Source organism: Castellaniella caeni NBRC 101664 (assembly GCF_001592225.1).
Lineage (GTDB): Bacteria > Pseudomonadota > Gammaproteobacteria > Burkholderiales > Burkholderiaceae_B > Castellaniella > Castellaniella caeni.
On record NZ_BCWN01000010.1, the window covers coordinates 57,088 to 83,520 of the forward strand.

Sequence of the window (26,433 nt, forward strand, 5' to 3'; positions counted from 1 at the left end):
CAGGAGTCACTCATGATTGAATTCAAGAACGTCAGCAAGTGGTATGGGTCCTTCCAGGTGCTCACCGATTGCACCACCAATGTTTCCAAGGGCGAGGTCGTCGTCATTTGCGGGCCGTCGGGTTCCGGCAAGTCCACGCTCATCAAGACCGCCAATGCGCTCGAACCCTTCCAGAAGGGTGAAATCTTCATCGACGGCGTGTCGGTGGGGGCGCCCGACACCAATCTGCCCAAGCTGCGTTCGCGCATCGGCATGGTGTTTCAGCACTTCGAGCTTTTCCCGCACCTGTCCGTCATGCGCAACCTGTCGCTTGCCCAGATCAAAGTGCTGGGCCGCTCCGAGGCCGAAGCCAACGAACGGGGCCGGGCCCTGCTCGAGCGCGTGGGCCTGAAGGCGCACATCGACAAATACCCGGGGCAATTGTCGGGCGGCCAGCAGCAGCGCGTGGCCATCGCCCGTGCCCTGGCAATGGACCCCATGGCCATGCTGTTTGACGAACCCACCTCGGCCCTCGACCCCGAAATGGTCAACGAGGTGCTCGACGTGATGGTCGACCTGGCCAAAGAGGGGATGACCATGATGGTCGTCACCCACGAAATGGGCTTTGCCCGCAGCGTGGCCGATCGCGTCATTTTCATGGATCAGGGCCAGATCATCGAAGATTGCACCAAGGACGAGTTCTTCGGCAATCCCGATGCGCGCTCAGATCGGGCCAAGCACTTCTTGTCCAAAATCTTGCACCACTGATTGTTGATCGTTAGTTGTTAGTTGTTAGTTGATAGGTACAGAGCATGATTCCGGGTGTTGATAACGATAGCGTCGTCTATCTGAATGGTGAGTACGTGCGTCTTGGTGATGCCAGGGTTTCCGTGCTCGATCGGGGCTTCATCTTCGGCGATGGCATCTACGAAGTGGTGCCGTGTTACCACGGCAAGCCCTTTCTCATGGACAAGCACCTGGCGCGCCTGACGCGCAGCCTGGCCGCCATCCGGCTGGATGCCGGGCGCGACGCCCAGGCCTGGCAGCGGCTCATGCTCGACACCTTGCAGCGTTCGGGCCAGCGGGGCGACTGCATCATCTACCTGCAGGTCACGCGCGGGGTGGCCAAGCGCGAGCACGGCTTTCCCGCACACAGCCAGGCCACGGTGTTCTGCATGGTTTCGCCGCTCAAGCGGCCCGACGCCCACAAGCGCGACGACGGCATGAGCGCGGTCAGCATGGTCGATGAACGCTGGCTGCACTGCGAGATCAAATCGGTGTCCCTGCTGGGCAACGTGCTGTCCAAGCAATACGCCACCGACGCCGGGGTGGACGAGGTGCTGCAGTTTCGCGACGGAAACCTGTCCGAGGGTTCGTCGTGCAACATCTGGGTGGTCAAGGACGGCGTCCTGCGCGCGCCGGTGCGCGACCACCACATTCTCGAAGGCATCCGCTACGGCTTCCTGGTGTCCCTGGCCGAACGGCTCGGCATCCCCTTCGAGGCCCGCGCCATCAGCCAGGAAGAAGTCGCCCAGGCCGACGAGCTGATGCTGTCTTCGGCCACCAAAGAAGTGCTGCCCATCACGCGGTTCGACGGCAAGCCGGTGGGGTCGGGCAAGCCCGGCGCCGTGTACGCACGCCTGCGCGCGGCGTACGACGCCGCCATCGAGTCGTTGTAATACGCCCCCTTGGGCGAGCCAGGTCGGCCCTGCACGGTGTCTGGCCCGCAGAAAAAGTGGCTGTCACGTTGTGGCAGCCATTTTTTTGGGCGTTGCAATGCAGCCAGGCAGTTGTCAGCTGGGCGGCGGCCGGTTGGCGTGCGTCAGTGTGCCGGGGGCTGTGATGACGGTGATCTTGGCCTTGTGCGCGCTGTGATATTCTTTTCAGTTCCTTTCATCACAGCGCTTGCGTGCCATGTCCGTTGATTATCTGAAACGTATCTTGACGTCCAAAGTTTATGACGTCGCTCACGAAACCGCCCTGGACCTGGCCCCTCGAATTAGCAAGCGCATTGGCAACACGGTGCTTTTGAAGCGCGAAGACACCCAGCCCGTCTTCAGTTTCAAGCTGCGTGGCGCCTACAACAAGATGGCGCATCTCAGCGCTGAAGAACTCAAGCGCGGCGTCATCGCCGCGTCGGCCGGCAACCATGCCCAGGGCGTGGCGCTGTCCGCCAGCCGCCTGAAATGCCGCGCCGTGATCGTCATGCCGATCACCACGCCGCAGGTGAAAATCGACGCCGTCAAAGCGCTGGGCGGCGAGGTCGTGCTCTTTGGCGACAGCTTCACCGATGCCGCCGAGCACGCGGTCGAGCTGCAAAAGCGCGATGGCCTTACCTTCGTCCATCCCTTCGACGACCCTGACGTCATCGCCGGGCAGGGCACGATCGGGATGGAAATCCTGCGCCAGCACCCTGGCCCCATCGATGCCGTCTTCGTGGCTATCGGCGGCGGCGGTCTCATTTCGGGGGTGGCCAGCTACATCAAGCAGTTGCGTCCGGACATCCGGATCATCGGGGTGCAAACCGAGGATTCCGACGCCATGGTGCGCAGCGTGCGGGCCGGGCGGCGCATCAAGCTGAACGACGTGGGCCTGTTTTCCGACGGCACGGCCGTCAAGCAGGTGGGCCAGGAAACCCTGCGCCTGGTGCGCGAATACGTGGACGATTTCGTCACGGTGGACACCGACGCCATCTGCGCCGGCATCAAAGACGTCTTTCAGGACACCCGCAGCGTGCTCGAACCCGCCGGCGCCCTGGCCCTGGCCGGCGCCAAGCGCTACGCGGCCCAGCAGAAATGGAAGGGCAAGACGCTGGTGGCCATCACCTGCGGCGCCAACATGAACTTCGACCGCCTGCGTTTCGTGGCCGAACGCGCCGACGTGGGCGAGGCCCGCGAGGCCTTGTTCGCCATCACCCTGCCCGAGCAGCGCGGCAGCTTCAAGCGCCTGTGCCAGGCCGTGGGGCAGCGCGCCGTGACCGAATTCAACTACCGCATCTCCGATGCCGAGAAGGCGCACGTCTACGTGGGCCTGCAAATCCGCTCAGAGCCCGAGATCGAGAAATTGGCCGCGCATTTCCGCAAGCTGGATTTCCCCACGCTCGATCTCACCAGCAACGAGATGGCCAAGACCCACCTGCGTTACATGGTGGGCGGGCACTCGGGCCTGGCCCAGCACGAAGTGCTGTACCGTTTCGAGTTTCCCGAGCGGCCCGGCGCCTTGATGAAGTTTCTCGGCACCATGAATCCCGACTGGAACATCAGTCTGTTCCACTACCGCAACCAGGGCGATGATTACGGGCGCATCCTGGTGGGCATCCAGGTTCCCCCCGAAGACAAAAAGAGCTTCAAAGAATTTCTCGACACGTTGGGCTATCCCTACTGGAACGAAACCGACAACCCGGCATATCAGCTGTTCTTGTGAGCGCACACCCGGTCTGCCGGGAAGTGAAGCGAAAACGTGCTGCCCGCGCCCGGCGTGCTTTCGATGTCCAGCGTGGCTTCGTGGCGCAGGGCCACGTGCTTGGTGATGGCCAGCCCCAGGCCGGTGCCGCCCGTGGCGCGTGAGCGCCCGCGGTTCACGCGAAAGAAGCGCTCGGTCAGGCGCGGGATGTCGCCGCTGGCAATGCCGATGCCGGTGTCCTGCACCTGGTAGCAGGCGCTGGCGTCGGCCTGCCGCGCCCAGCGGATCGTGATGGTGCCGCCGGCGGGGGTGTAGCGCACGGCGTTGGTCATGAGATTGCCGACCGCCGAGGCCAGCTCGCTTTCCTGACCCAGAATCTGCAAGGTATCGTCCACCTGCAGCGCGAAATGGTGCTGCCCGTTCGAGAGCGCCTGGCTTTGCGTGAGCGCCGTCTGGATCAGGGCGGCCAGCGCCACCGGTGCGCCGGGCTGGTTGGGTGTGGTTTCCAGTGAAGACAGCGTCAGCAGGTCGGCGACCAGGGCCTGCATGTTGTGCGCCTGGTGCGCCATGAGCTGCAGGTAGTGCTGCCGCTGTTCGGGCGTGAGGGCGTCGTCGGGCATGTCGTGCAGGGTTTCGATGAAACCCGACAGCACGGTCAGCGGCGTGCGCATTTCGTGCGAGACGTTGGCGACGAAATCCTTGCGCGTGTTCTCCAGGCGTTCGATTTGCGTGATGTCGCGGGTCACCATCAGGAACTGCCCGGCGCCGTAGGGGGCCAGATGCAGCATCAGGGTGCGCGTGTGGTCGGCGTGGCCCAGGTGCAGGACGAGCGGCTTGTCCCAGTGATCCTGGCGGGCGTAGTGGGCGAACTCGGGCGCGCGCAGCACGTTGAGGATGCTGTGGCCGCGATCCTGGTGCGGGTTGAGCCCCAGGTGCTCGGCGGCGGTCTGGTTGCACCACAGCAGGGTCTTGTCGGGCGACAGGGTGAGCGCCCCGTCGGGCAGGGCTTCGGCGGCCAGCAAGGCGCGCTGGAAATTGCGCGCGCGTTCTTGCAGTTCGAGCCGGTTCTGCTTCAGCTTGCGGTAGATCGGCGCCAGGATTTCATCCCAGGGGCCCACCGAAGGCGGCGGTGGGTCGTCGATGTTGCGCACCCAGCGGGCGATGCGCGACAGCTGCAGGCCGCTGACCAGCACCATAGCCAGCAGGCCCAGGGCCAGCAGGGCCCAGCCGGTGGCGGCGCCCAGCCAGGCGCCCAGCAGCCACCCGCCCAAGGCCCAGAGTGCGATGGAAACCAGTGTCTTGTTCATTCGATGCGTGCCATGCTGAAACAGTAGCCGGCCCCGCGCACGGTCTGGATCAGGTGATCCAGGGCGGCGGGGGACAGCGCCTTGCGCAGGCGGCGGATGTGCACATCGACTGTCCGCTCTTCGACGAAGACGTGATCGCCCCAGATTTGATCGAGCAGCTGTGTGCGGCTGTAGACGCGCCGTGCGTGCGTCATGAGAAAGTGTAGCAGGCGAAATTCGGTGGGCCCCATGGGCAGTGCGATGCCGCCGCCGCTGACCTGGCGTGTGCCGGGGTCGAGCGTGAGGCCGCCGACCTCGATGAGGTCGTGGGTCAGCTGGGGCGCGCGGCGCCGCAGCAGCGACTTGATGCGGGCCTGCAGCTCGCGCAGCGAGAAGGGCTTGGTGAGATAGTCGTCCGCCCCGGCTTCCAGCCCGTCCACCTTGTCTTGCTCGGCGCTGCGCGCCGTCAGCATGATGAGCGGGATGTCGCGCGTGCGCGCGGCGCCACGCAGCTGCCGGGCCAGGCGCACGCCGGGCTGGTCGGGCAGCATCCAGTCGAGCAGGATCAGGTCGGGCAGCGCCTGCTGGATCAGGGCCAGGGCCTCCTGGCAGTTCTGGGCCTGCTGGACGGCATAGCCCGCGTGCCGCAGGTTCAGGCACAACAATTCCTGGATGGCGGGTTCGTCTTCGATGATCAGGATGGTGGCGGACATGGCGCGGAAGCTTGAATGCGGAAGGTGGCGGGGTTTTTGACCGGTGTCATCTTAGAGTCACATTATTTCATTCATATGACACCGCCGGGCCCGGCGCCGTGGCCCGATGGGTCGGGGGATGCGGTACGATACGCGGATCATGAGCGATACATCCCACGACGCTGGCCAGGGGCCAGAGACACATTTCGGTTTCGAGACGGTACGCGAGTCCGACAAGGCGCATCGCGTGGCCGAGGTCTTCCATTCGGTGGCCTCGCGCTACGACCTGATGAACGACCTCATGTCTGGCGGCCTGCATCGCGCCTGGAAGGCCTTCACCATCGGGCGCGCCCAGGTGCGCCCGGGCATGCGCGTGCTCGACATCGCGGGCGGCACGGGCGATCTGGCACGCGCCTTCGCCCGCAAGGCCGGGCCCAGCGGCCAGGTGTGGCTCACCGACATCAACGATTCCATGCTGCGCGTGGGGCGCGACCGCCTGCTCGATCGCGGCCTGGTCACGCCGGTGGCCGTGTGCGACGCCGAATGCCTGCCTTTCCCCGACCGCTATTTCGATCGCGTGTCGGTGGCTTTCGGGCTGCGCAACATGACGCACAAAGACCGCGCGCTGGCCGAGATGCACCGGGTGCTCAAGCCGGGCGGCAAGCTGCTGGTGCTCGAATTCTCGCGGGTCGCGCCCGCCCTGGCCCCAGTGTACGACTGGTATTCCTTCAATGTGCTGCCCAAGATCGGCCGCGTCGTTGCTGCCGACGAATCCAGCTACCGCTATCTGGCCGAATCCATCCGCATGCACCCCGACCAGGAAACCCTGGCCGGCATGCTGCGCACGGTGGGCCTGGGGCGCGTGCAGTACTTCAACATGACGGCGGGGGTCGTTGCCCTGCACGAAGGGGTGCGCCTGAACTGACAGCCGGGTTCCGCGTTTGCCGCTGGCCTGTGCGCCATGCCTTCAAGGGGCCGCCTGATGCGGCCCCTTGTCATTTTTTACTTTTTGCCGCCTGTTTTTTCGCCGACGAGCCTGCGAATCAGGGTGATCTATGGTAATTTACAGCTATTCAGCTTGATGTCAGGTTGTTGAAAAAACCATTTCCCCATCAAGCGCGACGCACTCATTCAGGAGACCTCATGACCTTATCCTTGCCTCGTTGGATGCTGGCCACGCTCATGCTCGTGGCGGCACTGGTGATGCTGTCCGTCACCTCAGACGCCCAGGCGCGCCGCATGGGGGGCGGCATGAGCTTCGGGCGCCAGTCCACCAATATTGCCAAACAGCGCCAGGCCGTTCCCCCGCCCACCGCCTCCACCACGCAGCGCGCGGCAGCGCCCGCCGCCGGGGCTGCAGCGGGTACGGCGGCCGCGGGCGCCGCCAAGTCCGGCATGTCGCGCTGGCTGGGCCCGCTGGCCGGTATCGCCGCGGGCCTGGGTATTGCCGCGCTCTTGTCCAGCCTGGGGCTGTCGGGCGCCTTTCTTGAATTCCTCTCCAGCGCGCTGCTGATCGGCCTGGTGGTGTTCGCGGTGATGTTCCTGGTGCGCCGCCTGCGCGGGGCCCAGCGGCCCATGGCGGCTGCCGGGGCCACCGGGGCCACCGGGGCCGGCGGCGCGGGCAACAGCTACCGCCAGGCCCGGCCCGAGCCGGTGCGCAGCTGGAACCCGGCCCCGGCGTCCGCAGGCCCGGCCCCGGCTGCCGCGCCCGTCATCGAAGCCGTGCCGTCGGTGGCCGCGTACGACCCGTCCTGGTTCATTCCGGCCGATTTCGACGTGCCCGCCTTCCTGGCGCAGGCCAAGCAGCAATTCACCCAGGTGCAGGGGCTCTGGGACGCGGGTGACCGCGCCAGCCTGCAAGAATTCCTCACCGACGACCTGCTGGCCGAGATCACGCCGCGCCTGCCCGCGCCGGGCGAGGGCAACCGCACCGACATCGTGCTGCTCAATGCCGAGCTGCTGGGCATCGAAACGGTGGCGGGCGGCCATCTGGCCAGCGTGCGCTATTCGGGCATGCTGCGCGAGGCCGCGGGGGCCGAGGCCTTCCGCTTCGAAGAAGTCTGGAACCTCTACAAAGCCGAGGGCGCGGGCTGGCTGCTGGCCGGTATCCAGCAGCTCGATCCGCAGTAGCGCCGCACAGGCCCGCGCGCCTGCGGGCCGTCCAAAACCAGTACACTGGGGCCTGTATCGGCCCCAGTGTTTTTTTGGATCTCCGGGCGGTGGCGCGCTGCTTTGGCTTGCCTGGCCCCGCTTGGTTCTCTGCGCATGAACCTACCTTTTCCCCCCTTTTTGCCACGCCCCACGGACCTTTTCGTGCGCGGCTTCAATGCCTTGTTGCGCCGCGAGCCCTGGGCGCGCGAGCGCCTGGCCCCGCATGCGGGCAAGGCGGTGCGCATCGCGATCGGCACGCGCTGGGCGGCACAGCTGTCCATCACGTCGGATGGCGGCGTACAGACGTGCGATCCGGCCATCGTGCCCGCCGTCACGCTGTCCATTGCGCAAGACCGCATCCGCGACCTGCCCGCGGCCTGGCGCGAACAGGGTATGGCGGGCGTCACCGGGCTGGCGCACATCCATGGCGACGCCGGGCTGGCGCACCTGATCTCGGATCTCGCGCACACCCTGCGCTGGGATGTCGAAGACGACCTGTCGCGCGTCGTGGGCGACGTGGCCGCCGTGCGCCTGGTCGATGGGGCACGGGCCCTGGCCGCCGGGGCGCGCAAGGCCGCTGGCCGGGCGCAGGACAACGTGGCCGAATACCTGGCTGAAGAGTCCGGCCTGGTGGTGCCGGGGGGGGATTTCCGGGCCTGGCGCGCGCGGTTGCAGGCGCTCGAGACGCGTCTCGACCAGCTTGAAGCCCGGGTGCGGCGCTTGCCGGAGGCGGCATGCTGACGTTCTGGCGCCTGACATACATTCTTTGGGTCGGGCTGCGTTACAGGCTCGACGAGCTGGTGCTCTCCAGCCTGCAGCATCCCTGGGCGCATGCGCTGTTGCGGCTGGTGTCGTTGGGACACAAGCCGCGGCGCGCGCGTGGCGAGCGCCTGCGCCTGGCCTTGGAAACCCTGGGGCCCATCTACGTCAAATTCGGCCAGGTGCTGTCCACGCGCCGCGATCTCGTGCCCGCCGACATTGCCGACGAACTCGCCCTGCTGCAAGATCGCGTGCCGCCGTTTCCGTCGGATCAGGCCGCCGCCATCATCGAAGAATCACTGGGGGCTGCGCCGCAAACCTTGTTTGCGCAGTTCGAGCGCGATCCCGTGGCCTCGGCCTCGATCGCGCAGGTGCACTTCGCCGTGCTGCACGATGGCCGCGAAGTGGCCGTCAAGGTGCTGCGCCCGGCCATGCGCGAAGCCATCGAGCGCGACCTCACCCTGTTGCGCGCACTGGCCGGGCTGGTCGAACGCATCGCCCCCGATGGCCGTCGCCTCAAGCCTCGCGAAGTGGTGGCCGAATTCGACAAATACCTGCACGACGAACTCGACCTCATTCGCGAGGCCGCCAACTGCAGCCAGCTGCGGCGCAATTTTGGCCCCGACACCGATCGCGCCAACCTGCTGCTGGTGCCCGAGGTGGTCTGGGAATTCTGCACCAGCCAGGTCTTCACCATGCAGCGCATGCACGGGGTGCCGGTCAGCCGCGTGGCGCAGCTGCGCGCCCTGGGGGTGGACATCCCCTTGCTCGCCCGCCAGGGGGTCGAGATTTTCTTCATGCAGGTGTTCACCGACGGCTTTTTTCACGCCGACATGCACCCGGGCAACATCTATGTGTCCGACGAGCCCGAAACCCTGGGGCGCTACATCGCGCTCGACTTCGGCATTGTGGGCTCACTGTCCGAGTTCGACAAAAATTATCTGGCGCAAAATTTCCTGGCCTTTTTCCGCCGCGACTACCGGCGCGTGGCCCAGCTGCACATTGAATCCGGTTGGGTGCCGCCCACTACCCGTGAAGAAGAGCTCGAAGGGGCCGTGCGGGCGGTGTGCGAGCCCTATTTCGACCGCCCCCTGGCCGAGATTTCACTGGGCCAGGTGCTGTTGCGCCTTTTCCAGACCTCGCGCCGCTTCAACGTCGAAATCCAGCCCCAGCTGGTGCTCTTGCAAAAGACGCTGCTCAACGTCGAAGGGATGGGGCGCGAACTCGACCCCAATCTCGATCTCTGGCAGACGGCCAAGCCTTTCCTCGAAAAGTGGATGCATCAGCGGGTGGGCATCAAGGGTTTGCGCCAGCGGCTGGAACAGGAAGCCAGCCAGTGGGCGCAGATCGTGCCGCAGATCCCCCGCCTGGTGTATACCCGGCTCAACCATCCAGACCCCGGCCCGGCCATGCGCAGCGAACTCGAACGCCTGCGCCGGGCGCAAGAGACGAACAACCGCCTGCTGAGCGTGCTGTGCGGCATTCTGGCCGTGGGCCTGGTGGTGGCCGTCTGGGCGCTGACGCGCGGGGGGGGGCTATGACGCATCTGACGCCTGTGGCGCCGCAACATCCCGCCGTGCCCGCGGCCCGCTTCGAATCCAAGGTTCTCAGCCCCGCCGATTGCCTGCGGGCCGTGCGCCAGGGCCGCCTGGCGCGCCCACTGGTCTTCACCAACGGCGTTTTCGACATCCTGCACCGGGGCCACGTCACGTATCTCGACCAGGCCGCGCAGCTGGGGGCCACCCTGGTGGTGGCCGTCAATACCGATGATTCCGTGCGCCGCCTGGGCAAGGGGGCCGACCGCCCGCTCAATGCCTGCGCCGACCGGGCCGCGCTGCTGGCGTCGCTTGCCTGCGTGGCTGCCGTCACCTGGTTTGCCGAAGACACGCCGCTCGAACTCATCACCGCTCTACGCCCCGACGTCATCGTCAAGGGCGGCGATTACGACATGGAAACCCTGCCTGAAACCGCCGCAGTGCGCAGCTGGGGTGGGCGGGCTGTGGCGATTCCGTTCGAGCACCAGCGCTCGACCACCGCGTTGCTGAAGAAAATTCGGCAATAGTCGCGGGCCGGGCGCTGCCGTGATCAGAACTGGAAGCGCGACCGCGCGGCGCCGCGCAGGGGCTTGGCCCAGGTGTCGAAGATTTGCACGGTTTCAAAGTTGGCGGCACTGGTGCGCGTGATGCGGCAGGCCGTCATGATGGGGCTGTGCCCCACGATGGCCACCAGGCGGCCGCCCACGGCCAGCTGGTACTTGAGGGCGTCGGGCACCACCGGCACCGAGCCGGTGAGCAGGATGGCGTCGTATTCAGCCGTGCCCCAGCCCGCGTGGGCATCACCGGTTTCGAGCACGATGTTGGTGATCTGGTTGCGCGCCAGGTTGGCCTGAGCAAAGGCGGCCAGGCGGCTGTCGATCTCGATGCTGGTGACCTGCTGGCACAGGCGCGACAGGATGGCGGCCTGGTAGCCCGAGCCGGTGCCGATTTCCAGCACGCAGTCGGTGGCCGTGAGCAGCAGGTCTTCGGCCAGCTTGGCCTCGACCTTGGGCGAGAGCATGCATTCGCGCGTATCGACGCCGTCGATGATGAGCGGCAGTTCGGTGTCGGTGAAAGCCAGGGCGCTTAGCTGGGGCGGCACGAAGCGTTCGCGCGGCAGATCAAAGACGGCTTGCAGCAGGCGTTCATCCTGGACGTTCCAGGGGCGAATCTGTTGCTCGACCATATTGAAGCGGGCACGGTCGGCGTCGGTGATGTCGTTGACGTTCATTGTCGCGGTGGCCTAAGGGTTAACGTGGATCGATTATAGGCCAGGCACCCCCCGTCTGGGGCATTTGCAAAGGGTGCCTGATCCGCGCAGCGGGACGGCCGTTTCCCGGGCGGGTTGTGCCGGGGGCTGGCGCGCGCGGTGGCGTGGCATTCATGCCTGGGCGGGCCACCAGGCATGAAAGTGCTGCACTGGGCCGTGGCCCGAGCCCACCTGCAACTGGCCCGAGGCGGCGATGGCGCGTTCGAGATAGGCCTTGGCCTGGCGGGCGGCTTCGGGCACGTCGTTGACGCGCGGCAGCAGCGCGGCCAGCGCGGCCGACAAGGTGCAGCCCGTGCCGTGCGTATTGGGCGTTTCGATGCGGCGACCCGGCAGCTCGATCATGCGGTCGCCGTTGTGCAGCAGGTCGATCGTGTCGTTGCCTGGCAGGTGGCCGCCCTTGAGAAACACCCAGCGCCGCTCGTCGTCGGGCAGCAGGCGGCGCAGGCGTTCAGCGGCGCGGCGCATGTCCTTCAGATTGTCCGCCGGGCTTTGTTCCAGCAGCACACCCGCCTCGGGCAGATTGGGCGTGATGATGGTGGCCAGCGGCACCAGCCCTTCGCGCAGCGCCTCGACAGCCTGGCGTTCGAGCAGGTGGTCGCCGCTCTTGGCCACCATGACGGGGTCGAGCACCAAGTGCGTGGGTTTCCAGTGGGCCAGCCGGTCAGCCACGGTGCGGGTGACGCCCACTTGGCCCAGCATGCCGATCTTCACGGCGTCCACGCGCACGTCGGCAAACAGCGTGTCGATCTGTGCGGCCACGAAGTCGGGCGCCACGGGCGCGATTCGCGTGACGGCCTGCGTGTTCTGTGCGGTGAGGGCGGCAATGACCGCCATGCCGTAGGCGCCCAGGGCGCTCATGGTCTTGACGTCGGCCAGCACGCCGGCGCCGCCGGAGGGGTCGACCCCGGCAATGGAAAGGGTGTTCGGGATCATGGCAGACCTCGTTCTGGTGTCGGAGTGTTTGGTGCCGCGACTCGGCGGGCAAGCTGGCGCTGCAGGCCAGCTTGCCTGTTCATCCACAGTGCGTGCGGGCCTCAGGCCGTCTTGCGAGACGGCAGCAGGCCCTCGGTGGGCGAGCTGGGGTCGGCGTCGTAATATTTGCGCTTGACACGGCCCGCCAGATAGGCCTCGCGACCGGCCTCGACGGCCAGGCGCATGGCGCGCGCCATACGGATGGGTTCGCGCGCCCCGGCGATGGCGGTGTTCATGAGAATGGCGTCGCAGCCCAGTTCCATGGCGATGGCGGCGTCGGAAGCCGTGCCCACGCCGGCATCCACCAGCACGGGCACTTTGACCTGATCGATGATGAGGCGCAGGTTCCAGGGGTTGATGATGCCCATGCCCGAGCCGATGAGCGAGGCCAGCGGCATCACCGCCGCCACGCCGATGTCTTCGAGCATGCGGGCCTGGATGGGGTCGTCGCTGCAGTAGACCATGACGTCGAAGCCGTCGGCCACCAGCGTACGCGCGGCGGCCAGGGTTTCGGGCATGTTGGGGAACAGGTTGCCCGCGTCGCCCAGCACTTCGAGCTTGCACAGATTATGGCCGTCGAGCAGCTCGCGCGCCAGGCGCAGCGTGCGCACGGCGTCGTCGGCGGTGTAGCAGCCCGCCGTGTTGGGCAGGATGGTATAGCGCTCGGGCGAGAGGAAATCCAGCAGATTGGGTTCGCCCGGATTCTGGCCGATATTGGTGCGGCGGATCGCCACGGTGACGATTTCAGCGCCACTGGCTTCAATGGCCTGGCGGGTTTCGTCGAAGTCGCGGTATTTGCCGGTGCCGACCAGCAGGCGGGATTGGAAGGTGCGCTGGGCGATGGTGAGGGTATCTGCGGTGCTCATGGTGTGCGTATCGTGTGCTCGATCGTCGGAGAGGGTGGCTGTCGGTGTGCCCCGTTGGCCGCCCTCAAGGATAATCCATTTCATCCTGGCCGATGGCGCAAGCCCGGTTCGGAATGGGCACATTACAATCGCCTGTTCCGTAAACAGACGATCTTGGAGTCATCCATGAGTGAGTACACCCCCGCCCCAGGGGCCGCTGATGCCAACCGCGAGGATGCTGGCAAAAAAGTGACCCAGCTGGTCTACATCCTGCAGGCCGTAGGCATGTTTCTGGGTGGCTTGCCTATCCTGGTGGGCATCATCATCAACTACGTCAAACGCGACGACGTCAGGGGCACGCTCTGGGAATCGCACTTTCGCTGGCAGATTCGCACGTTCTGGTTTTCGCTGCTCTGGACGGTCGTGGGTTTCGTGCTGATGTTCGTGGTGGTCGGCTGGCTGGTCTTGGTGGCCAATACGGTCTGGACGATCTATCGCGCCGTCAAGGGCTGGCTGTACCTCAACGACGGCAAAGCCATGTATTGAGCCATCCCCTGCCCGGATACCTACGAGCTGGGGGCAGACGAGTTCGAACAACTCGGTGAGTCAGTGCCGCGTCGCTTCCAGGCCTCGGGCTGCGCGCAAGTCGCGGCAGATGGCCTCGGCGGCGTCGATCAGCCGGGGTCCTGGGCGGTGCAGCCAGTCGGGGTTGACGGCATACAGGCGGCCTGCGCGGGCGGCGCGCAGCCCGTGTGCGGCCCACCAGCGTGTGCGGGCCTGCAGCGTTTCGCCGCCGTAGGGCGACACGATCAGCACCTGCGGGTTCAGGTGCAGCACCGCTTCCAGGCTCACCTGGGGCGCGGCCGCCTGGCTGTTCGCATAGGGGTTGACGCCACCACAGCGCGCCAGCAGATCGTTGATGAGCGGGTCTTTACCCAGCGTGAACAGCGGGTCGGTACTGACTTCAATGAAGACGCTCTGTGCGGGGGGCGGGGCGGGGCGCAGGGCGGCAATGCGTCGTTCCAGCTGGGCGGCCTGGGCTTCGGCTTGGGTTCGTGTGCCCAGTTTGTTGCCCAGATCGCGCACCAGGGCCGGGATGCCTTCCAGCGTCTGCGGGTTGGCGTAGATCAGCGGAATGTCCAGCGGCTGCAGCCGCGCCGCCAGCGCCCGGCTGGCCTCGGTGGGATACCAGGCTACCACTAGCGTGGGTTTCAGCGCCAGGATGGCTTCCTGGCTGTATTCCACCCCGTCGCCGATGCGGGCGATGGCGCGCGCAGTGGGCGGATAGTCGCTGTGCAGCACGGTGCCGACGATGTCGGCCCCCGCGCCCGCCGCATAGACCAGCTCTGTGGCGCTGGGCGCCAGGGTGATGATGCGCGGGCGCGGGGCGGCCTGTGTGGGTGCCACCGCGGCTGGCACATGCACGGCCAAAGCGGGTGCAGATACTGCTGCCGATGCTGTTGTAGCCTGCGTGGCTGATGCTGTTCTGGCCGCAGGTGCTTCTATTGCCTCAGCGGCGGCTGCTATTGTCGTTACTGTTACTGTTGCTGCGGTTGCTGGCGGGCAGAGCAGGCTGCCGACCAGCAACATGGCCGTGCCGACGGGACGCAGGCGTGCCCAGACGGCGGCTCGCGTTGCGAACCAGTGCCGTGTGCGTGCAGCCCAGCTTGTCCCGCCGTCCGGCATGCTTACATCCGCCAGGACAGGTTGACGAACACGTTGGAACCCGGCGTGTTGTAGCCGTCCACCAGCACGTAGTCCTTGTCGAACACGTTGTTCCAGCGCACTTGCACCCCCAGCGACTTGCTGAAGTCGTAGGCGGCAGTCAGGTTGACGAGCGAGAAGCCGCCCAGGCGTGTTTGGTTGGCCGCATCATCGTAGCGATTGCCGGTGTACTCGTATTCGGCCCCCAGCTTCAGCGCCTGGATGCGGTGTTCGACGCTGGCGTGGAAGACTTGGCGGGCACGACGCAGAAGTGTTGAGCCTTCTGCAGGGAAGTAACCTTGTGCTGCCTGTGGTGTGTCATTGCGTGGATCCAAGAAATCTGCGCTTGCACGAAGCGTCGTGTCACCCAGTCTCTGTTCACCTGTTAGTGTGAGACCGCGGATAGTGGCTCTACTAGTGTTCTTTGCCGTGTTATAGCCGAGTGCAGGGTCAAAGACGTATCCACTGATCAGATTTCTGATGCGATTTTGATAGATCGTGGCTCGTACCAGCGTTGCTTCGGTTTGGTACTGCACGTGCGCTTCGATGTTTTTAGATTTTTCTGGCTTCAGGTTCGGGTTGCCCTGAAAGATATCTCCATACCCGTAGTCGGTAAAGGGTGTGTACATATCATTGAATGTTGGTGCACGGAACCCAGTGTTTCCAGCAATCCCGACCTGCCAGGCATTCGTTAGATCGAAATCCAGCCCCAGGCTGCCGGTCGCCTGGTTGCCGTAGTCCGTGTAGTTATCGTTGCGCACGCTGGCTTGCGTATGCAGGCGATCGAATTTGCCCTTGTAAATGAGGCCGACAGCATTGGTGTTGCGTCCTGCTTGATCGTACTGTGTGCTGCTTTCAACGCGCTCTTCCTGCCGTTCAAGCAGCAGCGAGAGATGCTGATCCTGGATGGGGGTGACGGTGTTGATCCAGCTATATTGCCGCTTGAGAGAATTGAATAGCGTGTTGTAGGTGCGGTCATCGTACCCGTCTTTCGTAAAGCCGAATTTCAAGTCGCTTTCCCACCAATCCGTGATTCGGTCTGTGCTGGTGACTCCATAGGCTTGCTGGCGGTAGAAGGCGTAAGCGTCTGGCACAGATGAGCCCGCATCGTAGTCGCCGCGTATTTGACTGTTGTAAGCGGTGAGCCCAATGCGGTGGCCTTCAGCCCAGCGGTAACCCAAAGTGCCGGAGACCGCGTGGCTGCGATAGCCGTCCTTATCGGCGTAGTGCCCGAGGTTATCGCTGTTGTTTGCCATACGCTTGCGCGTCGCATCAAACCCCTTGCTGTCGTTCGCGCTGGCCGACAGGCTGTAGTCCCAGCCGTCGCTGGCGCCCGACAGGCCCAGGCTGGATTTCGAGGTTTCGTATGTGCCGTAGCCGACGTTGGCCCAGGCCGACAGCGGGCGATCCTGTTCGCCCTTTTTGGTGATGATGTTGATCACCCCGCCAATGGCGTCAGAGCCATACAGGCTGCTGGCCGCGCCGCGCACGATTTCGATGCGTTCCACCATGGCTGGATCGATGGCCGGGAAAGCTGCGCCGCCTGAAGTAGAGCCGTTGATGCGCATGCCGTCGATCAGGATCAGTGACTGGTTGGTGCTAGCGCCGCGCAGGTACAGGCCGGTCGCTGTCTGCGGCCCGCCGTTGGTCGTGAACTGCACGCCTGGTGCCTGGCCGATGATCTGCGCCAGGCTTTCACCTGGGGCGTTGGCCAGTTGTTCGGGGCCGATCACGGTGACATCGCCCACGACATCACTCAGCGGCTCGGCCATGCGGCTGGGGGTGACGACGATCTCGGACAGGCGGGAGACCGGGGTGGTCGATGGCGCGTCAGCGGAGTTCTGGGATTGGGCCGTGGCGGCCAGGGGAAACAGACAGATGGCGGCGGCCAGCGTGCGCCGTGAGAATGGGATGCTCATGAGTAGCCCTGTGTGGTGCGCGTCCCCGCACACCGTTGTTATTGAGGCCTGTCCGTGAACAGCCGCCGCCGGGAAGGGTAAGGCGGTGTGGCTGTCGGGCAGACGTAGGGAAGGTTGAAGCAGGCCGGTATCGGGCTGGCAATGGCCGGGCGTGTGGCCTGGCCGATGCGCACCGTTGCGGGGGCAGCACAGCTGGGGGTTGCAAGGCAAACCGTCTGTTTCCCGTTTGAATGCCGGGACGTGCGAGCACATCCCGGCATACCTGGTTCGATGCGTATTATAAGGTTCGTCTGCCCAGCCTCTGAAGGCCCCAGCATTCATGGGCGTTCGTGGGGTTTGTATACTGCATACCTCATTTTCCTGTGCTTGGTATGCCGTTCAATTCTCCCCCCATCACGCCCACCCGGGACGACACCTTGTCGCTGCGCCTGCGGCAGCGCATCGACGGCAAGACCAAGCCGCGCGGCAGCCTGGGGCGCCTGGAATCCCTGGCGCAGCAGATCGGCATGATCCGCCGTACGCTGGCGCCAACGCTGTCGGCCCCTGTCGTGTACGTCTTTGCCGCCGATCATGGCGTGGCAAACGAAGGCGTGTCCGCCTATCCGCAGGACGTCACCTGGCAGATGGTGGAAAACTTTCTTGCCGGAGGCGCGGCCATCAACGTGCTGGCGCGCCAGCAAGGCGTGCGGCTGCAGGTCGTCGATGCCGGGGTGAAGCACGATTTTGGCGTCCGCGACGGCCTGCTGAACCGCAAAATTCGTGCGGCCAGCGGCAATCTGGCCAGCGAACCCGCCATGACGCTGGTCGAGTGCGCGCAAGCCTTGCAGGCGGGCGTGGATTTGATGGCGCAAGAAGACAGCATCGTTGTGGGCTTTGGCGAGATGGGCATCGCCAACACCACGCCCGCGGCGGCGCTCATGCACCGGTTCACCGGCCTGGCCGTCGCCGAGTGCGTGGGGGCGGGCACGGGCCTGGATGCCGCGGGCGTGCGGCACAAGGTGTCGGTGATCGAGCGGGCCGTGCGTTTGCATGCGGCGGCGTCCGTGCCGCTGCAGGCGCTGGCCGCGCTGGGCGGGCTCGAAATCGCCATGATGGCCGGCGCCATGCTGGGTGCGGCCTCGCGCCGCAAGGTGCTGCTTATCGACGGCTTCATTGCCACCGCCGCCTTGCTGGCGGCCTCGCGTTTTGACGTCAATGTGCTGGACTACTGTGTGTTCTGTCACCAGTCGCAAGAGCGCGGCCACGCCCGCCTGCTGCAGATTCTGGGCGGCGAACCGCTCTTGGCTCTGGGCTTGCGCCTGGGCGAAGGCACCGGCTGCGTACTGGCCTGGCCCCTGGTGCAGGCCGCCGCCGCGTTCTTGTGCGAGATGGCCAGCTTCGAGGGCGCGGGCGTCAGCGACCAGGCGTGAGCAATCAGCGGTAGTGACGGTCGATTTCAAGCAATTCCGGTGACCACGAGCAGCGCGCGTTCGATGGCCCGTATGGCTTCATGGTCGAGATGCCCGAAGATAGGCCCCGTTCTTGCCCTGGGTAAGGTGGAGATTTTATCAACCATGACTTGCGAGCGAACCTGCAAGCCGTTGGAAGCATCAGGATCGATGGTGACCCTGAATGCCGCATTGCGGAGTTCGCTTGTGACGGGGCAGATGATGACGCTGTTGAGTTCTGCCAGTAGATTGGACTGAATGACCAAGGCGGGTCGTGGCTTGCCGTAAGCACCGGGCAGCGAGACGACGACGAGGTCGCCGCGTTGCATTAGCGCCAGCCTTCGATATCATGCATAGCCGCTTCAGTCAGCGCAAGAACGCTTTGCTCTTCGGCGTCGCTGTTGAGTGCGATGCATTGTTCTTTTATAGCCTGCGCATAGCCAGATAGTTGGGTGTCAGGTACCCAGAGTTGAAGCGAGCGTAGCTGGTTTTGCTGTGGACGACGCTGGTTTCGTATTGAATGGTGCATGATACGCTTCCTATTGGGCTGATGAGAGTAGGCTAGCTTGCCCGACAACGAACGGCAAGCACGTGTATGATTTTTTGGTCTCTTTCTTGATGTCTCTTTTTTCTGCTTTCGCCTGGTGCACCCAGAAGGGCCGTGTCTGCCGCCTGCAACACGAGTGTCGGCTGTTTTTCACGGCCCTGCAGTTCTTTACGCGCCTGCCGATTCCGACGTGGGTGGGTTTCAAGCCCGCCTGGCTGCAGCACTGCACGCGCTACTACCCGCTGGTGGGCTGGGTGGTGGGCGGGCTTGGCGCGTTCGTGTATCTGCTGGCGAACAGTGTCTGGCCGCAGGCGGTGGCCGTGCTGCTGTCCATGGCGGCCAGCTTGGTGGTCACCGGGGCTTTTCATGAAGACGGCTTTGCCGACACCTGTGATGGTCTGGGCGGGGCGGTGAGCAAAGAACGGGCCTTGCAGATCATGAAAGACTCGCGCATCGGCACCTATGGCGCGGCGGGCCTGGGCCTGATGTTGGCGCTGAAATTTGCAACGCTGAACGCCTTGCCGCCCGCCTGGACGGCGGCGGCCCTCATGCTGGCGCACCCGGCCTCGCGCCTGGGCTCGGCGCTCATCATCTGGCGCATGCGCTATGCGCGTGAAGAGGGCAAGGCCAAGCCGCTGGGGCATCGCATGCGCGGATATGAACTCGTCATTGCGTCCGTTTGCGGGCTGCTGCCCGCCGTCGCGCTGGGCGCAGCGCGCATCGTGCCGTCGGCTGGCGTCGCCATGGCCTTGCTGCTGGGCCTGGCGGGGACGATCTGGATGGCGCGCCTGCTGGCGCGGCGCCTGGACGGTTATACCGGAGACGGCCTGGGGGCCGCCCAGCAGCTGGGCGAACTGGGCTGCTATCTGGGGCTGCTGTCGGTGCTGGGCTGAATCGGCGGCTTATGCGCAGGCCGGGGCGTGACGCGCGCCAAAGAGGGCGTCCAAAATGCGGGCCATGAGGCTGGTGTGCGGCTTGTTGGCGCGCGCGGCGCGTTCTTCGGCCATCAAGCGCTCGAAGGCTTCGTTGACGGGGTAGTTCGAGAAGGGAACCAACATGCGAATCTCCTTGTTATTGTGAATCATCAGCGATTGATTGGTGAAAACCTCTATAGGGTTAACCCTAGTGTAATGGATTGAGGCAGGAAAAGCTACCTTGGCAGCCCCGCGTCTGTTGTTGATTCGCCATACGGCACCCGCCATTGCGCCGGGCCTGTGCTATGGCCGGTTGGACGTCGCCGCCCGGCCAGACGCGCTGGCCGCGTGGCTGCGCGTCTGGGACGCGACCGGCCACCCGCACCAACCCTGGCGGGGGTACGCGCGCCTGCTCAGCAGCCCGGCGGCCAGGTGCCAGGTCTTGGCCCAGGCCCTGGCCACGCGCCTGGCGCTGCCACTGGAGGCCAGCCCCGCCTGGCAGGAAATGGACTTCGGTGCCTGGGAAGGCCGCGCCTGGGATGCCATCGGCCGACGCGCCGTCGATGCCTGGGCTGCCGACCCTGTGCGCCATGCGCCCGGTGGGGGCGAGTCTGCCCTGGACATGATGCGCCGGGTGGCCACCGCTTATGAAGCCTGGCGCGGCCAGGGGCGGGATGCGATTCTGGTCTGCCATGGTGGTGTCATCCGCCTGTTGCAGGCCTGGTGCGTCCTGCGTCCCGAAGGTAGCGCGTTTGGGCCGCCCGACCTGTCGCGCGCCTGCGCCCATGCCCTGGCCCTGTCGGCCCCGCCCCCCGGCGGGCTGGTCTTGCTTTAGACAGCAACGATACAATCAAAAACTGTCCGCTGTATTCCCGCATATCTACCAACTGGATTTCACCGTGTCCTACCCCGTCTTGCCCTATCCCATCGAGTCCTACACCCGTGGCGCCGAGTTCGTGCGCCTGCTGGGGCAACGCATCGTGGTGCTCGATGGGGCCATGGGCACCATGATCCAGCGCTACAAGCTCACCGAGGCCGATTTCCGGGGCGAGCGCTTTGCCGGGCACGACCACGATCTCAAGGGCGACAACGAACTGCTGTCGCTCACGCGCCCGGACGTCATCCGCGAAATCCACCGGGGCTACCTCGATGCGGGGGCCGATGTGGTCGAGACCAATACCTTTGGCGCCACCCGCGTGGCCCAGGGCGACTACGGCCTGCTGGACATCGCCTACGAACTCAACGTGGCCTCGGCGCGCCTGGCGCGCGAGGCCTGTGATGCCGTGTCCACCCCCGATCATCCGCGCTTCGTGGCGGGCTCGGTGGGGCCGCAGCCCAAAACGGCGTCGCTGTCTCCGGACGTCAACGATCCGGGCGCGCGCAATGTCACCTTTGAAGAACTGCGCGTGGCCTATACCGAGCAGGTCAATGGGCTCATCGACGGCGGGGCCGACCTGCTGCTGATCGAAACCATTTTCGATACGCTCAACGCCAAGGCGGCCATTTTTGCCATTGAAACCATCTTCGAAGAACGCAATATCCGCCTGCCCGTGATGATTTCCGGCACGGTGACCGATGCCTCGGGGCGCATTCTGTCGGGCCAGACGGTCGAGGCCTTCTGGAACTCGGTGCGCCACGCGCGGCCCGTCACCATTGGCCTGAACTGTGCCCTGGGGGCGGCACTCATGCGCCCCTACGTGGCTGAACTGTCCAAGATTTGCGACACCTACGTCTGCGTGTATCCCAACGCCGGGTTGCCCAACCCCATGGCCGAAACCGGCTTTGACGAAACCCCCGCCGACACCTCCGGCCTGCTCGAAGAGTTTGCCCAGGCCGGGCTGGTGAACGTGGTGGGTGGGTGCTGTGGCACCACGCCCGAGCACATCCGCGAGATCGCCCGCAAGGTGCGCAAGCTGCCCATGCGCCAGCCGCCGGTCATCCCCGTCAAGACGCGCCTGTCGGGGCTCGAGGCACTCAATTTCGACCGCGATACCCTGTTCATCAACGTGGGCGAACGCACCAACGTCACGGGCAGCAAGGCGTTCCTGCGCCTCATCCGCGAAGAAAAATTCGACGAGGCGTTGTCCGTGGCGCGCCAGCAGGTCGAAAACGGCGCGCAGATCATCGACATCAATATGGACGAGGGCATGCTGGATGCCCTGGCGCTCATGCCGCGCTTTTTGAACCTGCTGGCCTCCGAACCAGACATTTCCCGCGTGCCGGTGATGATCGACAGCTCGAAGTGGCCGGTCATCGAAGCCGGCCTGCGCTGCGTGCAGGGCAAGTGCATCGTCAACTCCATTTCGATGAAAGAAGGCCCGGAACCCTTCATCGAACAGGCCAGGCTGTGCCGCAAGTATGGGGCGGCTGTGGTCGTGATGGCCTTTGATACGGATGGTCAGGCCGACAGCCTGCAGCGGCGCATCGATATCTGTTCCAAGGCTTACGACATTCTGGTCAATCAGGTGGGCTTTCCGCCGGAAGACATCATTTTCGACCCCAATGTGTTTGCCATTGCCACCGGCCTCGAAGAACACAACCGCTACGGCCTGGACTTCATCGAAGGCGTGGGCTGGATCACGGACAACCTGCCGCATGCGCGCACCTCCGGCGGCATCTCGAACGTCAGCTTTTCGTTCCGGGGCAACGAGGCCATGCGCGAGGCCATCCACGCCGTCGTGCTGTATTACGCCACCCAGCGCGGGCTGACCATGGGCATCGTCAATGCCGGTCAGCTGGGCGTGTATTCCGAACTCGACCCTAAGGTGCGCGACCTGATCGAAGACGTCGTCTTCAATCGCGCCGAACCCCTGGGCAAGACCGACCCGGCGGACGAACGCACCTCGACCGAACGCCTGGTCGAACTGGCCGATACGCTGCGCGGCGCGGGCAAAAAGAAAGAAGAAGACCTCACCTGGCGCGAGGGCACGGTGCGCGAGCGCCTCACCCACTCGCTGGTGCATGGCATCACCACCTTCATCGTTGAAGACACCGAAGAAGTGCGCGTCGAGATCGACGCCGCCGGTGGGCGCACCATCGAGGTCATCGAAGGCCCGCTCATGGACGGCATGAACGTCGTGGGCGACCTGTTCGGCGCGGGCAAGATGTTCCTGCCGCAGGTGGTGAAGTCGGCGCGCGTGATGAAGCAGGCCGTGGCCCACTTGCTGCCCTTCATCGAAGAAGAAAAGCGTCTGCTGGCCGAAGCGGGTGGCGACGTGCGCTCCAAGGGCAAGGTGGTGATCGCCACCGTCAAGGGCGACGTGCACGACATCGGCAAGAACATCGTCACGGTGGTCTTGCAGTGCAACAACTTTGAAGTCATCAATATGGGCGTCATGGTGCCCTGTGCCAAGATTCTCGACAAGGCCAAAGAGGTGGGCGCCGACATGGTGGGCCTCTCGGGCCTCATCACCCCCAGCCTCGAAGAAATGGCCTACGTCGCCTCCGAGATGCAGCGCGACGCGTATTTCCGCGAGCGCAACATTCCGCTGCTGGTGGGCGGGGCCACCACCAGCAAGGTGCACACCGCCGTCAAGATCGCGCCCAACTACGAAGGCCCGGTCATCTACGTGCCCGATGCCAGTCGCTCGGTGGGGGTGGCCACCAATCTCATGTCCGACCAGGTGAAAGCCTATCTGCAAGAGGTGGCCGACGAATACACGCTGGTGCGCGAGCGCCATGCCAACCGCAAGGCCACGCCCATGCTCACCATCGAGCAGGCGCGCGCCGCCAAGCCCGCCATCGACTGGGCCAGTTACACGCCGCCGCGCCCCAAGTTCATTGGCCGCCGGGTGTTCAAGCACTACGACCTGCACGAAATCCTCAAGTTTCTCGATTGGACGCCGTTTTTCCAGTCGTGGGGCCTGATGGCGCAGTTTCCCGCCATCCTGACCGACAAGGTGGTGGGCGAGCAGGCCAGCAAGCTCTACGAAGAAGGCCAGGCCATGATGAAGCGCATCGTCGAGGGCCGCTGGCTGACGGCCAATGGCGTGGTGGCTTTCTACCCCGCCAACAGCATCAACGATGACGACATCGAGATCTACACCGACGAAACCCGCAGCGAGGTACTGCTCACTTGGCGCGGCGTGCGCCAGCAGACGCAAAAGCGCGACGGGGTCGACAACAAATGCCTGGCTGACTTCATCGCCCCCAAAGAAACCGGGGTGATGGACTACATCGGCATGTTTGCCGTCACCGGCGGCCTGGGCATCGAAAAATACGAACAGCAGTTCCAGGATGCGGGCGACGATTATTCGGTCATCATGCTCAAGGCGCTGGCTGACCGCCTGGCCGAAGGCTTTGCCGAGACCCTGCATGCCCGCGTGCGGCGCGACCTCTGGGGCTATGTGCCTGACGAAGACATGCCCAACGCGGACATCATCAACGAAAAATACCAGGGCATCCGCCCGGCGCCGGGCTACCCCGCCTGCCCCGAGCACCTGGTCAAGCGCGCCATGTTCGACATCCTGCAGTGCCACGAGATCGACATGCAGCTCACCGAGGGCTTCGCCATGATGCCGGCCTCCAGCGTGTCGGGCTTCTACTTCAGCCATCCCGCGTCCAAGTATTTCAACGTGGGCAACATCGGCGCCGACCAGGTGGCCGATTACGTGCGCCGCACGGGGCGCGACGAAGACGACGTGCGCCGCTCCCTGGCGAGCGTGCTGCGCTAGGCCGTGGGGCCGCTGCACGTCCTGGCGGCCTATTGCCCGATGGGCATGGCGTCGTCTGGCCACCGCGCGGGGGGGCGTCATGTCGCGCGATGACGCGGTGCGCCGCCAGAGCCTGGGTGCTTTTCTGCGCAGCGCCCGCGCGCGCGTCAGCCCGGCCGATCACGGTCTGCCGCCCGGCCTGCGGCGGCGCACGCCGGGCCTGCGGCGCGAAGAAATCGCCCAGCTGTGCGACATCAGTACCACCTGGTACACCTGGATCGAGCAGGGCCGCGAGGTGTCTGTTTCGGTAGACGTCTGGGATCGCCTGGCGCAGGCGCTGCACCTCACGCGCGCCGAGCGCCATTACCTGTTCAGCCTGGCCGAGTGCGCCGACCCCCAGGCCGGGCGCCTGGAGGGCGTGGCCTTGCCCGAGGGCCTGGGCGATTGCGTGGACAGCATCCGCGGGCCGGCCTACATCCTCGATCAGGCCTGGAACATGCTGGCCTGGAACGCGGCGCTGGAGCGCCTGTTCGATGGCTGGCCCGCCCAGGGGCGCGCCAACCTGCTGCAGTTCATCTTCCTCAACCCGGCGGCGCGCACGCTGGTGGTCGACTGGGAAGAGCGCGCCAGCCGCGTGGTGGCCGAGTTTCGCGCCGACGTGGCCGCGCTCGCGGGCGACGAGACCATCGGCGCGCTGGTGGCCGAGCTGCAGGCGGGCAGTCCGCTGTTTGCCCATTGCTGGACGCGCCAGACCGTGGTCGATCGCGAAGGCGGCGTGCGCGAGTTTCAGCACCCGGCGCAGGGGCGCCTGCGCTTTCGCCAGTTCACGTTTCGCCTGGCCATCCGACCCGACTGCAAGCTGGTCATGCTGCTGGAAAACCTGGCCGAGGCCCCCGGGCCATAATGCATGTCGGTGCCGCCACGCTGCGGCCATGCGCCAAAGGGGCTGCCTGTCTTGTGCGGGCGCGGGGTGCCGAGAGGGCTTTCAAGCCTTGTGTCGGCGCAGCTGGCTGCCCGAGCGGTTGGACAGTCGCCGAAACGACAACGCCGATGCCGCCACGCACAGCGCCGTGACGATGAAGCCCCACATGACGTCGATGCGGTCGGCTTCGATGCCGCCGCGCAGGCTGATGCTGAGGTTCAGCGTGACGGCGGCGCAGGCCACCCCCAGGCTGATGCCCAGCTGCTGGGCCATGGCCGAAAAGCTGCTGGCGCGGCTCATCTGCGCCGAGTCCAGGTCGGCGTAGGTGAGCGCGTTGACCGCCGTGAACTGCAGCGAGCGAAAAAAACCGCCCACCAGCAACACGGCCACCATGATCCAGACCGGGGTCGTCGCCTGGAACAGGGCACAGGCCCCCGTGAGGCTGGCCGCAATCAGCGCGTTCCACATCAGCACGCGGCGAAAGCCGAAACGGTGCACGATGGGCGTGGCCACGAGTTTCATCAGCAGGGCGCCCGCCGCCGAGGTGAAGGTGATCAGCCCCGCCGAGAAGGCCGACAGGCCAAAGCCCACTTGCAGCAGGATGGCCAGCAGGAAGGGCGAGGCGCCGCTGCCGAAGCGGCACAGATTGCCCCCCAGCACCGAGACGGCGAAGGTTTGCGTGCGCAGCAGGCTGAGGTCGATGATCGGGTAGGTGGCGTGGCGCGCGTGGCGCACGTACAGCACCCCGCAGAGAATCCCCAGCACCAGCAGCCCCAGCAAGGCCCCCGCGCCCAGGCTGCCGTGCCCGGCGGCTTCGAGGCAGGTCATGAGCGCCGCCATGGCGATCCCGCTGAGCAGAAAGCCGGGGGTGTCCAGCCGGGGGCGGGTGTCGGGCACGTCGCGGCTGATGTAGTGCAGCACCAGGGCGATGCCCAGGATGCCCACCGGGATGTTGATGAGGAAAATCCAGTGCCAGGAGGCATAGGTGACCAGAAAACCGCCCACCGGCGGGCCGATCACCGGCCCCAGCAGCGCGGGCAGCGTGAGAAACGCCATGGCCTGCACGAGTTCCGACTTGGGGATGCGCCGCAGCAAGATGATGCGCCCCACGGGCACCATCATGGCCCCGGCGGCCCCCTGGGCGACCCGGGCGGCGACCAGCTGGGCCAGCGTGCCCGAGGCGGCGCAGGCCGCCGAGCTGAGCGCAAACAGCAGGATCGCGGCCAGGAACACCCGCTGGGCGCCGAAGCGGTCGGCGGCCCAGCCGCTGATGGGCACGAACACCGCCGTGGCGAGCAGGTAGGCCGTGATCGTGATGTTCATGTGCACGGCGGTGGTGTGAAAATCCAGCGCCATGGCGGGCAGGGCCGTGGCCACCACGGTGGAGTCGAGCATCTGCATGAACAGGGCGCAGCCCACGATGAACGGGATCATCCGTTGTTCGCGGGAGCGGGGGG

The 26,433-nt window shown here is 65.4% G+C and carries 25 protein-coding genes and 1 riboswitch; of the genes, 14 read left to right on the forward strand and 11 right to left on the reverse strand.

Annotation, left to right across the window (positions count from 1 at the left end):
• Positions 1-12: 12 nt before the first annotated feature.
• The 3 genes from CCA01S_RS08155 to ilvA all read left to right on the forward strand — a co-directional run bounded on the left by CCA01S_RS08155 (position 13) and on the right by ilvA (position 3,402).
• Positions 13-747, forward strand: a complete 735-nt coding sequence (locus CCA01S_RS08155; protein ID WP_066456738.1) for an amino acid ABC transporter ATP-binding protein — start codon at positions 13-15, stop codon at positions 745-747.
• Between the two features lie 44 nt (positions 748-791).
• Complete coding sequence (locus CCA01S_RS08160) at positions 792-1,658, forward strand: D-amino acid aminotransferase (protein ID WP_066456741.1); 867 nt, start codon at positions 792-794, stop codon at positions 1,656-1,658.
• Between the two features lie 235 nt (positions 1,659-1,893).
• On the forward strand, positions 1,894-3,402 hold the full coding sequence (ilvA, locus tag CCA01S_RS08165; RefSeq protein WP_066456745.1) for a threonine ammonia-lyase, biosynthetic: 1,509 nt from the start codon (positions 1,894-1,896) through the stop codon (positions 3,400-3,402).
• Here the strand turns inward: ilvA and phoR are convergent.
• Positions 3,387-4,688 carry a phosphate regulon sensor histidine kinase PhoR gene (gene phoR / locus CCA01S_RS08170; RefSeq protein ID WP_066456748.1) on the reverse strand — a complete coding sequence of 434 codons (1,302 nt, stop codon included), beginning with the start codon at positions 4,686-4,688 and terminating at the stop codon, positions 3,387-3,389. The two genes, ilvA and phoR, sit on opposite strands and share 16 nt — an antisense overlap.
• Positions 4,685-5,380 carry a phosphate regulon transcriptional regulator PhoB gene (gene phoB / locus CCA01S_RS08175; protein WP_066456751.1) on the reverse strand — a complete coding sequence of 232 codons (696 nt, stop codon included), beginning with the start codon at positions 5,378-5,380 and terminating at the stop codon, positions 4,685-4,687. The genes phoR and phoB overlap by 4 nt, the downstream gene beginning before the upstream one ends.
• A 139-nt stretch (positions 5,381-5,519) precedes the next feature.
• Here phoB and ubiE point away from each other — a divergent pair, with 139 nt between their 5' ends.
• The 5 genes from ubiE to rfaE2 all read left to right on the forward strand — a co-directional run bounded on the left by ubiE (position 5,520) and on the right by rfaE2 (position 10,331).
• Complete coding sequence (gene ubiE / locus CCA01S_RS08180) at positions 5,520-6,284, forward strand: bifunctional demethylmenaquinone methyltransferase/2-methoxy-6-polyprenyl-1,4-benzoquinol methylase UbiE (RefSeq protein WP_066456832.1); 765 nt, start codon at positions 5,520-5,522, stop codon at positions 6,282-6,284.
• A gap of 218 nt (positions 6,285-6,502) precedes the next feature.
• Positions 6,503-7,489, forward strand: a complete 987-nt coding sequence (locus CCA01S_RS08185; RefSeq protein WP_066456754.1) for a Tim44 domain-containing protein — start codon at positions 6,503-6,505, stop codon at positions 7,487-7,489.
• 135 nt (positions 7,490-7,624) lie between these two features.
• On the forward strand, positions 7,625-8,251 hold the full coding sequence (locus tag CCA01S_RS08190) for a ubiquinone biosynthesis accessory factor UbiJ (protein WP_066456756.1): 627 nt from the start codon (positions 7,625-7,627) through the stop codon (positions 8,249-8,251).
• On the forward strand, positions 8,245-9,810 hold the full coding sequence (gene ubiB / locus CCA01S_RS08195) for a ubiquinone biosynthesis regulatory protein kinase UbiB (RefSeq protein ID WP_066456758.1): 1,566 nt from the start codon (positions 8,245-8,247) through the stop codon (positions 9,808-9,810). Before CCA01S_RS08190 ends, ubiB begins: the two co-directional genes overlap by 7 nt.
• Before the next feature lie 35 nt (positions 9,811-9,845).
• The gene (rfaE2, locus tag CCA01S_RS08200; protein WP_066456835.1) at positions 9,846-10,331 is read left to right on the forward strand and encodes a D-glycero-beta-D-manno-heptose 1-phosphate adenylyltransferase; all 486 of its coding nucleotides are present in this window, start codon (positions 9,846-9,848) and stop codon (positions 10,329-10,331) included.
• 23 nt (positions 10,332-10,354) lie between these two features.
• Here the strand turns inward: rfaE2 and CCA01S_RS08205 are convergent, their stop codons facing one another.
• The 3 genes from CCA01S_RS08205 to CCA01S_RS08215 all read right to left on the reverse strand — a co-directional run bounded on the left by CCA01S_RS08205 (position 10,355) and on the right by CCA01S_RS08215 (position 12,912).
• A complete protein-coding gene (locus tag CCA01S_RS08205; RefSeq protein ID WP_066456764.1) occupies positions 10,355-11,035 on the reverse strand; it encodes a protein-L-isoaspartate O-methyltransferase family protein in 681 nt (226 codons plus the stop codon).
• Positions 11,036-11,185: 150 nt separating this feature from the next.
• Positions 11,186-12,007 (reverse strand): bifunctional hydroxymethylpyrimidine kinase/phosphomethylpyrimidine kinase, encoded by an 822-nt coding sequence (gene thiD / locus CCA01S_RS08210; protein WP_066456766.1) that lies wholly within the window; start codon positions 12,005-12,007, stop codon positions 11,186-11,188.
• 101 nt (positions 12,008-12,108) lie between these two features.
• On the reverse strand, positions 12,109-12,912 hold the full coding sequence (locus CCA01S_RS08215) for a thiazole synthase (protein ID WP_066456769.1): 804 nt from the start codon (positions 12,910-12,912) through the stop codon (positions 12,109-12,111).
• Between the two features lie 165 nt (positions 12,913-13,077).
• Between CCA01S_RS08215 and CCA01S_RS08220 the strand changes: the two genes are divergently transcribed.
• On the forward strand, positions 13,078-13,437 hold the full coding sequence (locus tag CCA01S_RS08220; RefSeq protein WP_066456772.1) for a DUF4870 family protein: 360 nt from the start codon (positions 13,078-13,080) through the stop codon (positions 13,435-13,437).
• 60 nt (positions 13,438-13,497) lie between these two features.
• Here the strand turns inward: CCA01S_RS08220 and CCA01S_RS08225 are convergent, their stop codons facing one another.
• The gene (locus CCA01S_RS08225; RefSeq protein WP_180984138.1) at positions 13,498-14,298 is read right to left on the reverse strand and encodes a cobalamin-binding protein; all 801 of its coding nucleotides are present in this window, start codon (positions 14,296-14,298) and stop codon (positions 13,498-13,500) included.
• Positions 14,299-14,579: 281 nt separating this feature from the next.
• Entirely contained in the window at positions 14,580-16,514 is a 1,935-nt protein-coding gene (locus CCA01S_RS08230) for a TonB-dependent receptor domain-containing protein (RefSeq protein ID WP_066456778.1), read from the reverse strand.
• Positions 16,515-16,619: 105 nt separating this feature from the next.
• Positions 16,620-16,795, reverse strand: a riboswitch (cobalamin riboswitch).
• A gap of 90 nt (positions 16,796-16,885) precedes the next feature.
• On the opposite strand from CCA01S_RS08230, the gene cobT reads away from it, so the two are divergent.
• Positions 16,886-17,923, forward strand: a complete 1,038-nt coding sequence (gene cobT, locus CCA01S_RS08235; RefSeq protein WP_066456779.1) for a nicotinate-nucleotide--dimethylbenzimidazole phosphoribosyltransferase — start codon at positions 16,886-16,888, stop codon at positions 17,921-17,923.
• A 26-nt stretch (positions 17,924-17,949) separates the two neighbouring features.
• Here the strand turns inward: cobT and CCA01S_RS08240 are convergent, their stop codons facing one another.
• Together CCA01S_RS08240 and CCA01S_RS15265 are read right to left on the reverse strand one after the other, a co-directional pair.
• Entirely contained in the window at positions 17,950-18,270 is a 321-nt protein-coding gene (locus CCA01S_RS08240) for a type II toxin-antitoxin system PemK/MazF family toxin (RefSeq protein ID WP_066456780.1), read from the reverse strand.
• The gene (locus tag CCA01S_RS15265; protein WP_084386607.1) at positions 18,270-18,470 is read right to left on the reverse strand and encodes an antitoxin MazE-like protein; all 201 of its coding nucleotides are present in this window, start codon (positions 18,468-18,470) and stop codon (positions 18,270-18,272) included. Before CCA01S_RS15265 ends, CCA01S_RS08240 begins: the two co-directional genes overlap by 1 nt.
• Before the next feature lie 89 nt (positions 18,471-18,559).
• Here CCA01S_RS15265 and CCA01S_RS08245 point away from each other — a divergent pair, with 89 nt between their 5' ends.
• Positions 18,560-19,381: an adenosylcobinamide-GDP ribazoletransferase gene (locus CCA01S_RS08245; protein ID WP_066456838.1), complete on the forward strand. Its 822-nt coding sequence runs from the start codon at positions 18,560-18,562 to the stop codon at positions 19,379-19,381.
• A gap of 9 nt (positions 19,382-19,390) precedes the next feature.
• Here CCA01S_RS08245 and CCA01S_RS08250 read toward each other — a convergent pair whose 3' ends face one another.
• A complete protein-coding gene (locus CCA01S_RS08250; protein ID WP_157076520.1) occupies positions 19,391-19,546 on the reverse strand; it encodes a hypothetical protein in 156 nt (51 codons plus the stop codon).
• A gap of 97 nt (positions 19,547-19,643) precedes the next feature.
• Here CCA01S_RS08250 and CCA01S_RS08255 point away from each other — a divergent pair, with 97 nt between their 5' ends.
• The 3 genes from CCA01S_RS08255 to CCA01S_RS08265 all read left to right on the forward strand — a co-directional run bounded on the left by CCA01S_RS08255 (position 19,644) and on the right by CCA01S_RS08265 (position 24,958).
• On the forward strand, positions 19,644-20,237 hold the full coding sequence (locus tag CCA01S_RS08255; RefSeq protein ID WP_146030564.1) for a histidine phosphatase family protein: 594 nt from the start codon (positions 19,644-19,646) through the stop codon (positions 20,235-20,237).
• Positions 20,238-20,301: 64 nt separating this feature from the next.
• On the forward strand, positions 20,302-24,075 hold the full coding sequence (gene metH, locus CCA01S_RS08260) for a methionine synthase (protein WP_066456788.1): 3,774 nt from the start codon (positions 20,302-20,304) through the stop codon (positions 24,073-24,075).
• Between the two features lie 79 nt (positions 24,076-24,154).
• Positions 24,155-24,958, forward strand: a complete 804-nt coding sequence (locus CCA01S_RS08265; protein ID WP_066456789.1) for a helix-turn-helix transcriptional regulator — start codon at positions 24,155-24,157, stop codon at positions 24,956-24,958.
• A gap of 81 nt (positions 24,959-25,039) precedes the next feature.
• Here CCA01S_RS08265 and CCA01S_RS08270 read toward each other — a convergent pair whose 3' ends face one another.
• Positions 25,040-26,410 carry a DHA2 family efflux MFS transporter permease subunit gene (locus tag CCA01S_RS08270; protein WP_066456792.1) on the reverse strand — a complete coding sequence of 457 codons (1,371 nt, stop codon included), beginning with the start codon at positions 26,408-26,410 and terminating at the stop codon, positions 25,040-25,042.
• Between the last annotated feature and the right edge of the window lie 23 nt (positions 26,411-26,433).

Coding starts and splice junctions, on each gene's coding strand:
- CCA01S_RS08160 (WP_066456741.1), top strand. CDS start 792: ATGATTCCGGGTGTTGATAACGATAGCGTCGTCTATCTGAATGGTGAG.
- phoB (WP_066456751.1), bottom strand. CDS start 5,380: ATGTCCGCCACCATCCTGATCATCGAAGACGAACCCGCCATCCAGGAA.
- CCA01S_RS08205 (WP_066456764.1), bottom strand. CDS start 11,035: ATGAACGTCAACGACATCACCGACGCCGACCGTGCCCGCTTCAATATG.
- CCA01S_RS08250 (WP_157076520.1), bottom strand. CDS start 19,546: ATGTTGGTTCCCTTCTCGAACTACCCCGTCAACGAAGCCTTCGAGCGC.
- CCA01S_RS08185 (WP_066456754.1), top strand. CDS start 6,503: ATGACCTTATCCTTGCCTCGTTGGATGCTGGCCACGCTCATGCTCGTG.
- CCA01S_RS15265 (WP_084386607.1), bottom strand. CDS start 18,470: ATGCACCATTCAATACGAAACCAGCGTCGTCCACAGCAAAACCAGCTA.
- CCA01S_RS08245 (WP_066456838.1), top strand. CDS start 18,560: ATGTCTCTTTTTTCTGCTTTCGCCTGGTGCACCCAGAAGGGCCGTGTC.
- CCA01S_RS08220 (WP_066456772.1), top strand. CDS start 13,078: ATGAGTGAGTACACCCCCGCCCCAGGGGCCGCTGATGCCAACCGCGAG.
- phoR (WP_066456748.1), bottom strand. CDS start 4,688: ATGAACAAGACACTGGTTTCCATCGCACTCTGGGCCTTGGGCGGGTGG.
- CCA01S_RS08240 (WP_066456780.1), bottom strand. CDS start 18,270: ATGCAACGCGGCGACCTCGTCGTCGTCTCGCTGCCCGGTGCTTACGGC.
- CCA01S_RS08265 (WP_066456789.1), top strand. CDS start 24,155: ATGTCGCGCGATGACGCGGTGCGCCGCCAGAGCCTGGGTGCTTTTCTG.
- ubiB (WP_066456758.1), top strand. CDS start 8,245: ATGCTGACGTTCTGGCGCCTGACATACATTCTTTGGGTCGGGCTGCGT.
- thiD (WP_066456766.1), bottom strand. CDS start 12,007: ATGATCCCGAACACCCTTTCCATTGCCGGGGTCGACCCCTCCGGCGGC.
- CCA01S_RS08215 (WP_066456769.1), bottom strand. CDS start 12,912: ATGAGCACCGCAGATACCCTCACCATCGCCCAGCGCACCTTCCAATCC.
- CCA01S_RS08230 (WP_066456778.1), bottom strand. CDS start 16,514: ATGAGCATCCCATTCTCACGGCGCACGCTGGCCGCCGCCATCTGTCTG.
- cobT (WP_066456779.1), top strand. CDS start 16,886: ATGCCGTTCAATTCTCCCCCCATCACGCCCACCCGGGACGACACCTTG.
- CCA01S_RS08270 (WP_066456792.1), bottom strand. CDS start 26,410: ATGATCCCGTTCATCGTGGGCTGCGCCCTGTTCATGCAGATGCTCGAC.
- ilvA (WP_066456745.1), top strand. CDS start 1,894: ATGTCCGTTGATTATCTGAAACGTATCTTGACGTCCAAAGTTTATGAC.
- CCA01S_RS08190 (WP_066456756.1), top strand. CDS start 7,625: ATGAACCTACCTTTTCCCCCCTTTTTGCCACGCCCCACGGACCTTTTC.
- CCA01S_RS08155 (WP_066456738.1), top strand. CDS start 13: ATGATTGAATTCAAGAACGTCAGCAAGTGGTATGGGTCCTTCCAGGTG.
- ubiE (WP_066456832.1), top strand. CDS start 5,520: ATGAGCGATACATCCCACGACGCTGGCCAGGGGCCAGAGACACATTTC.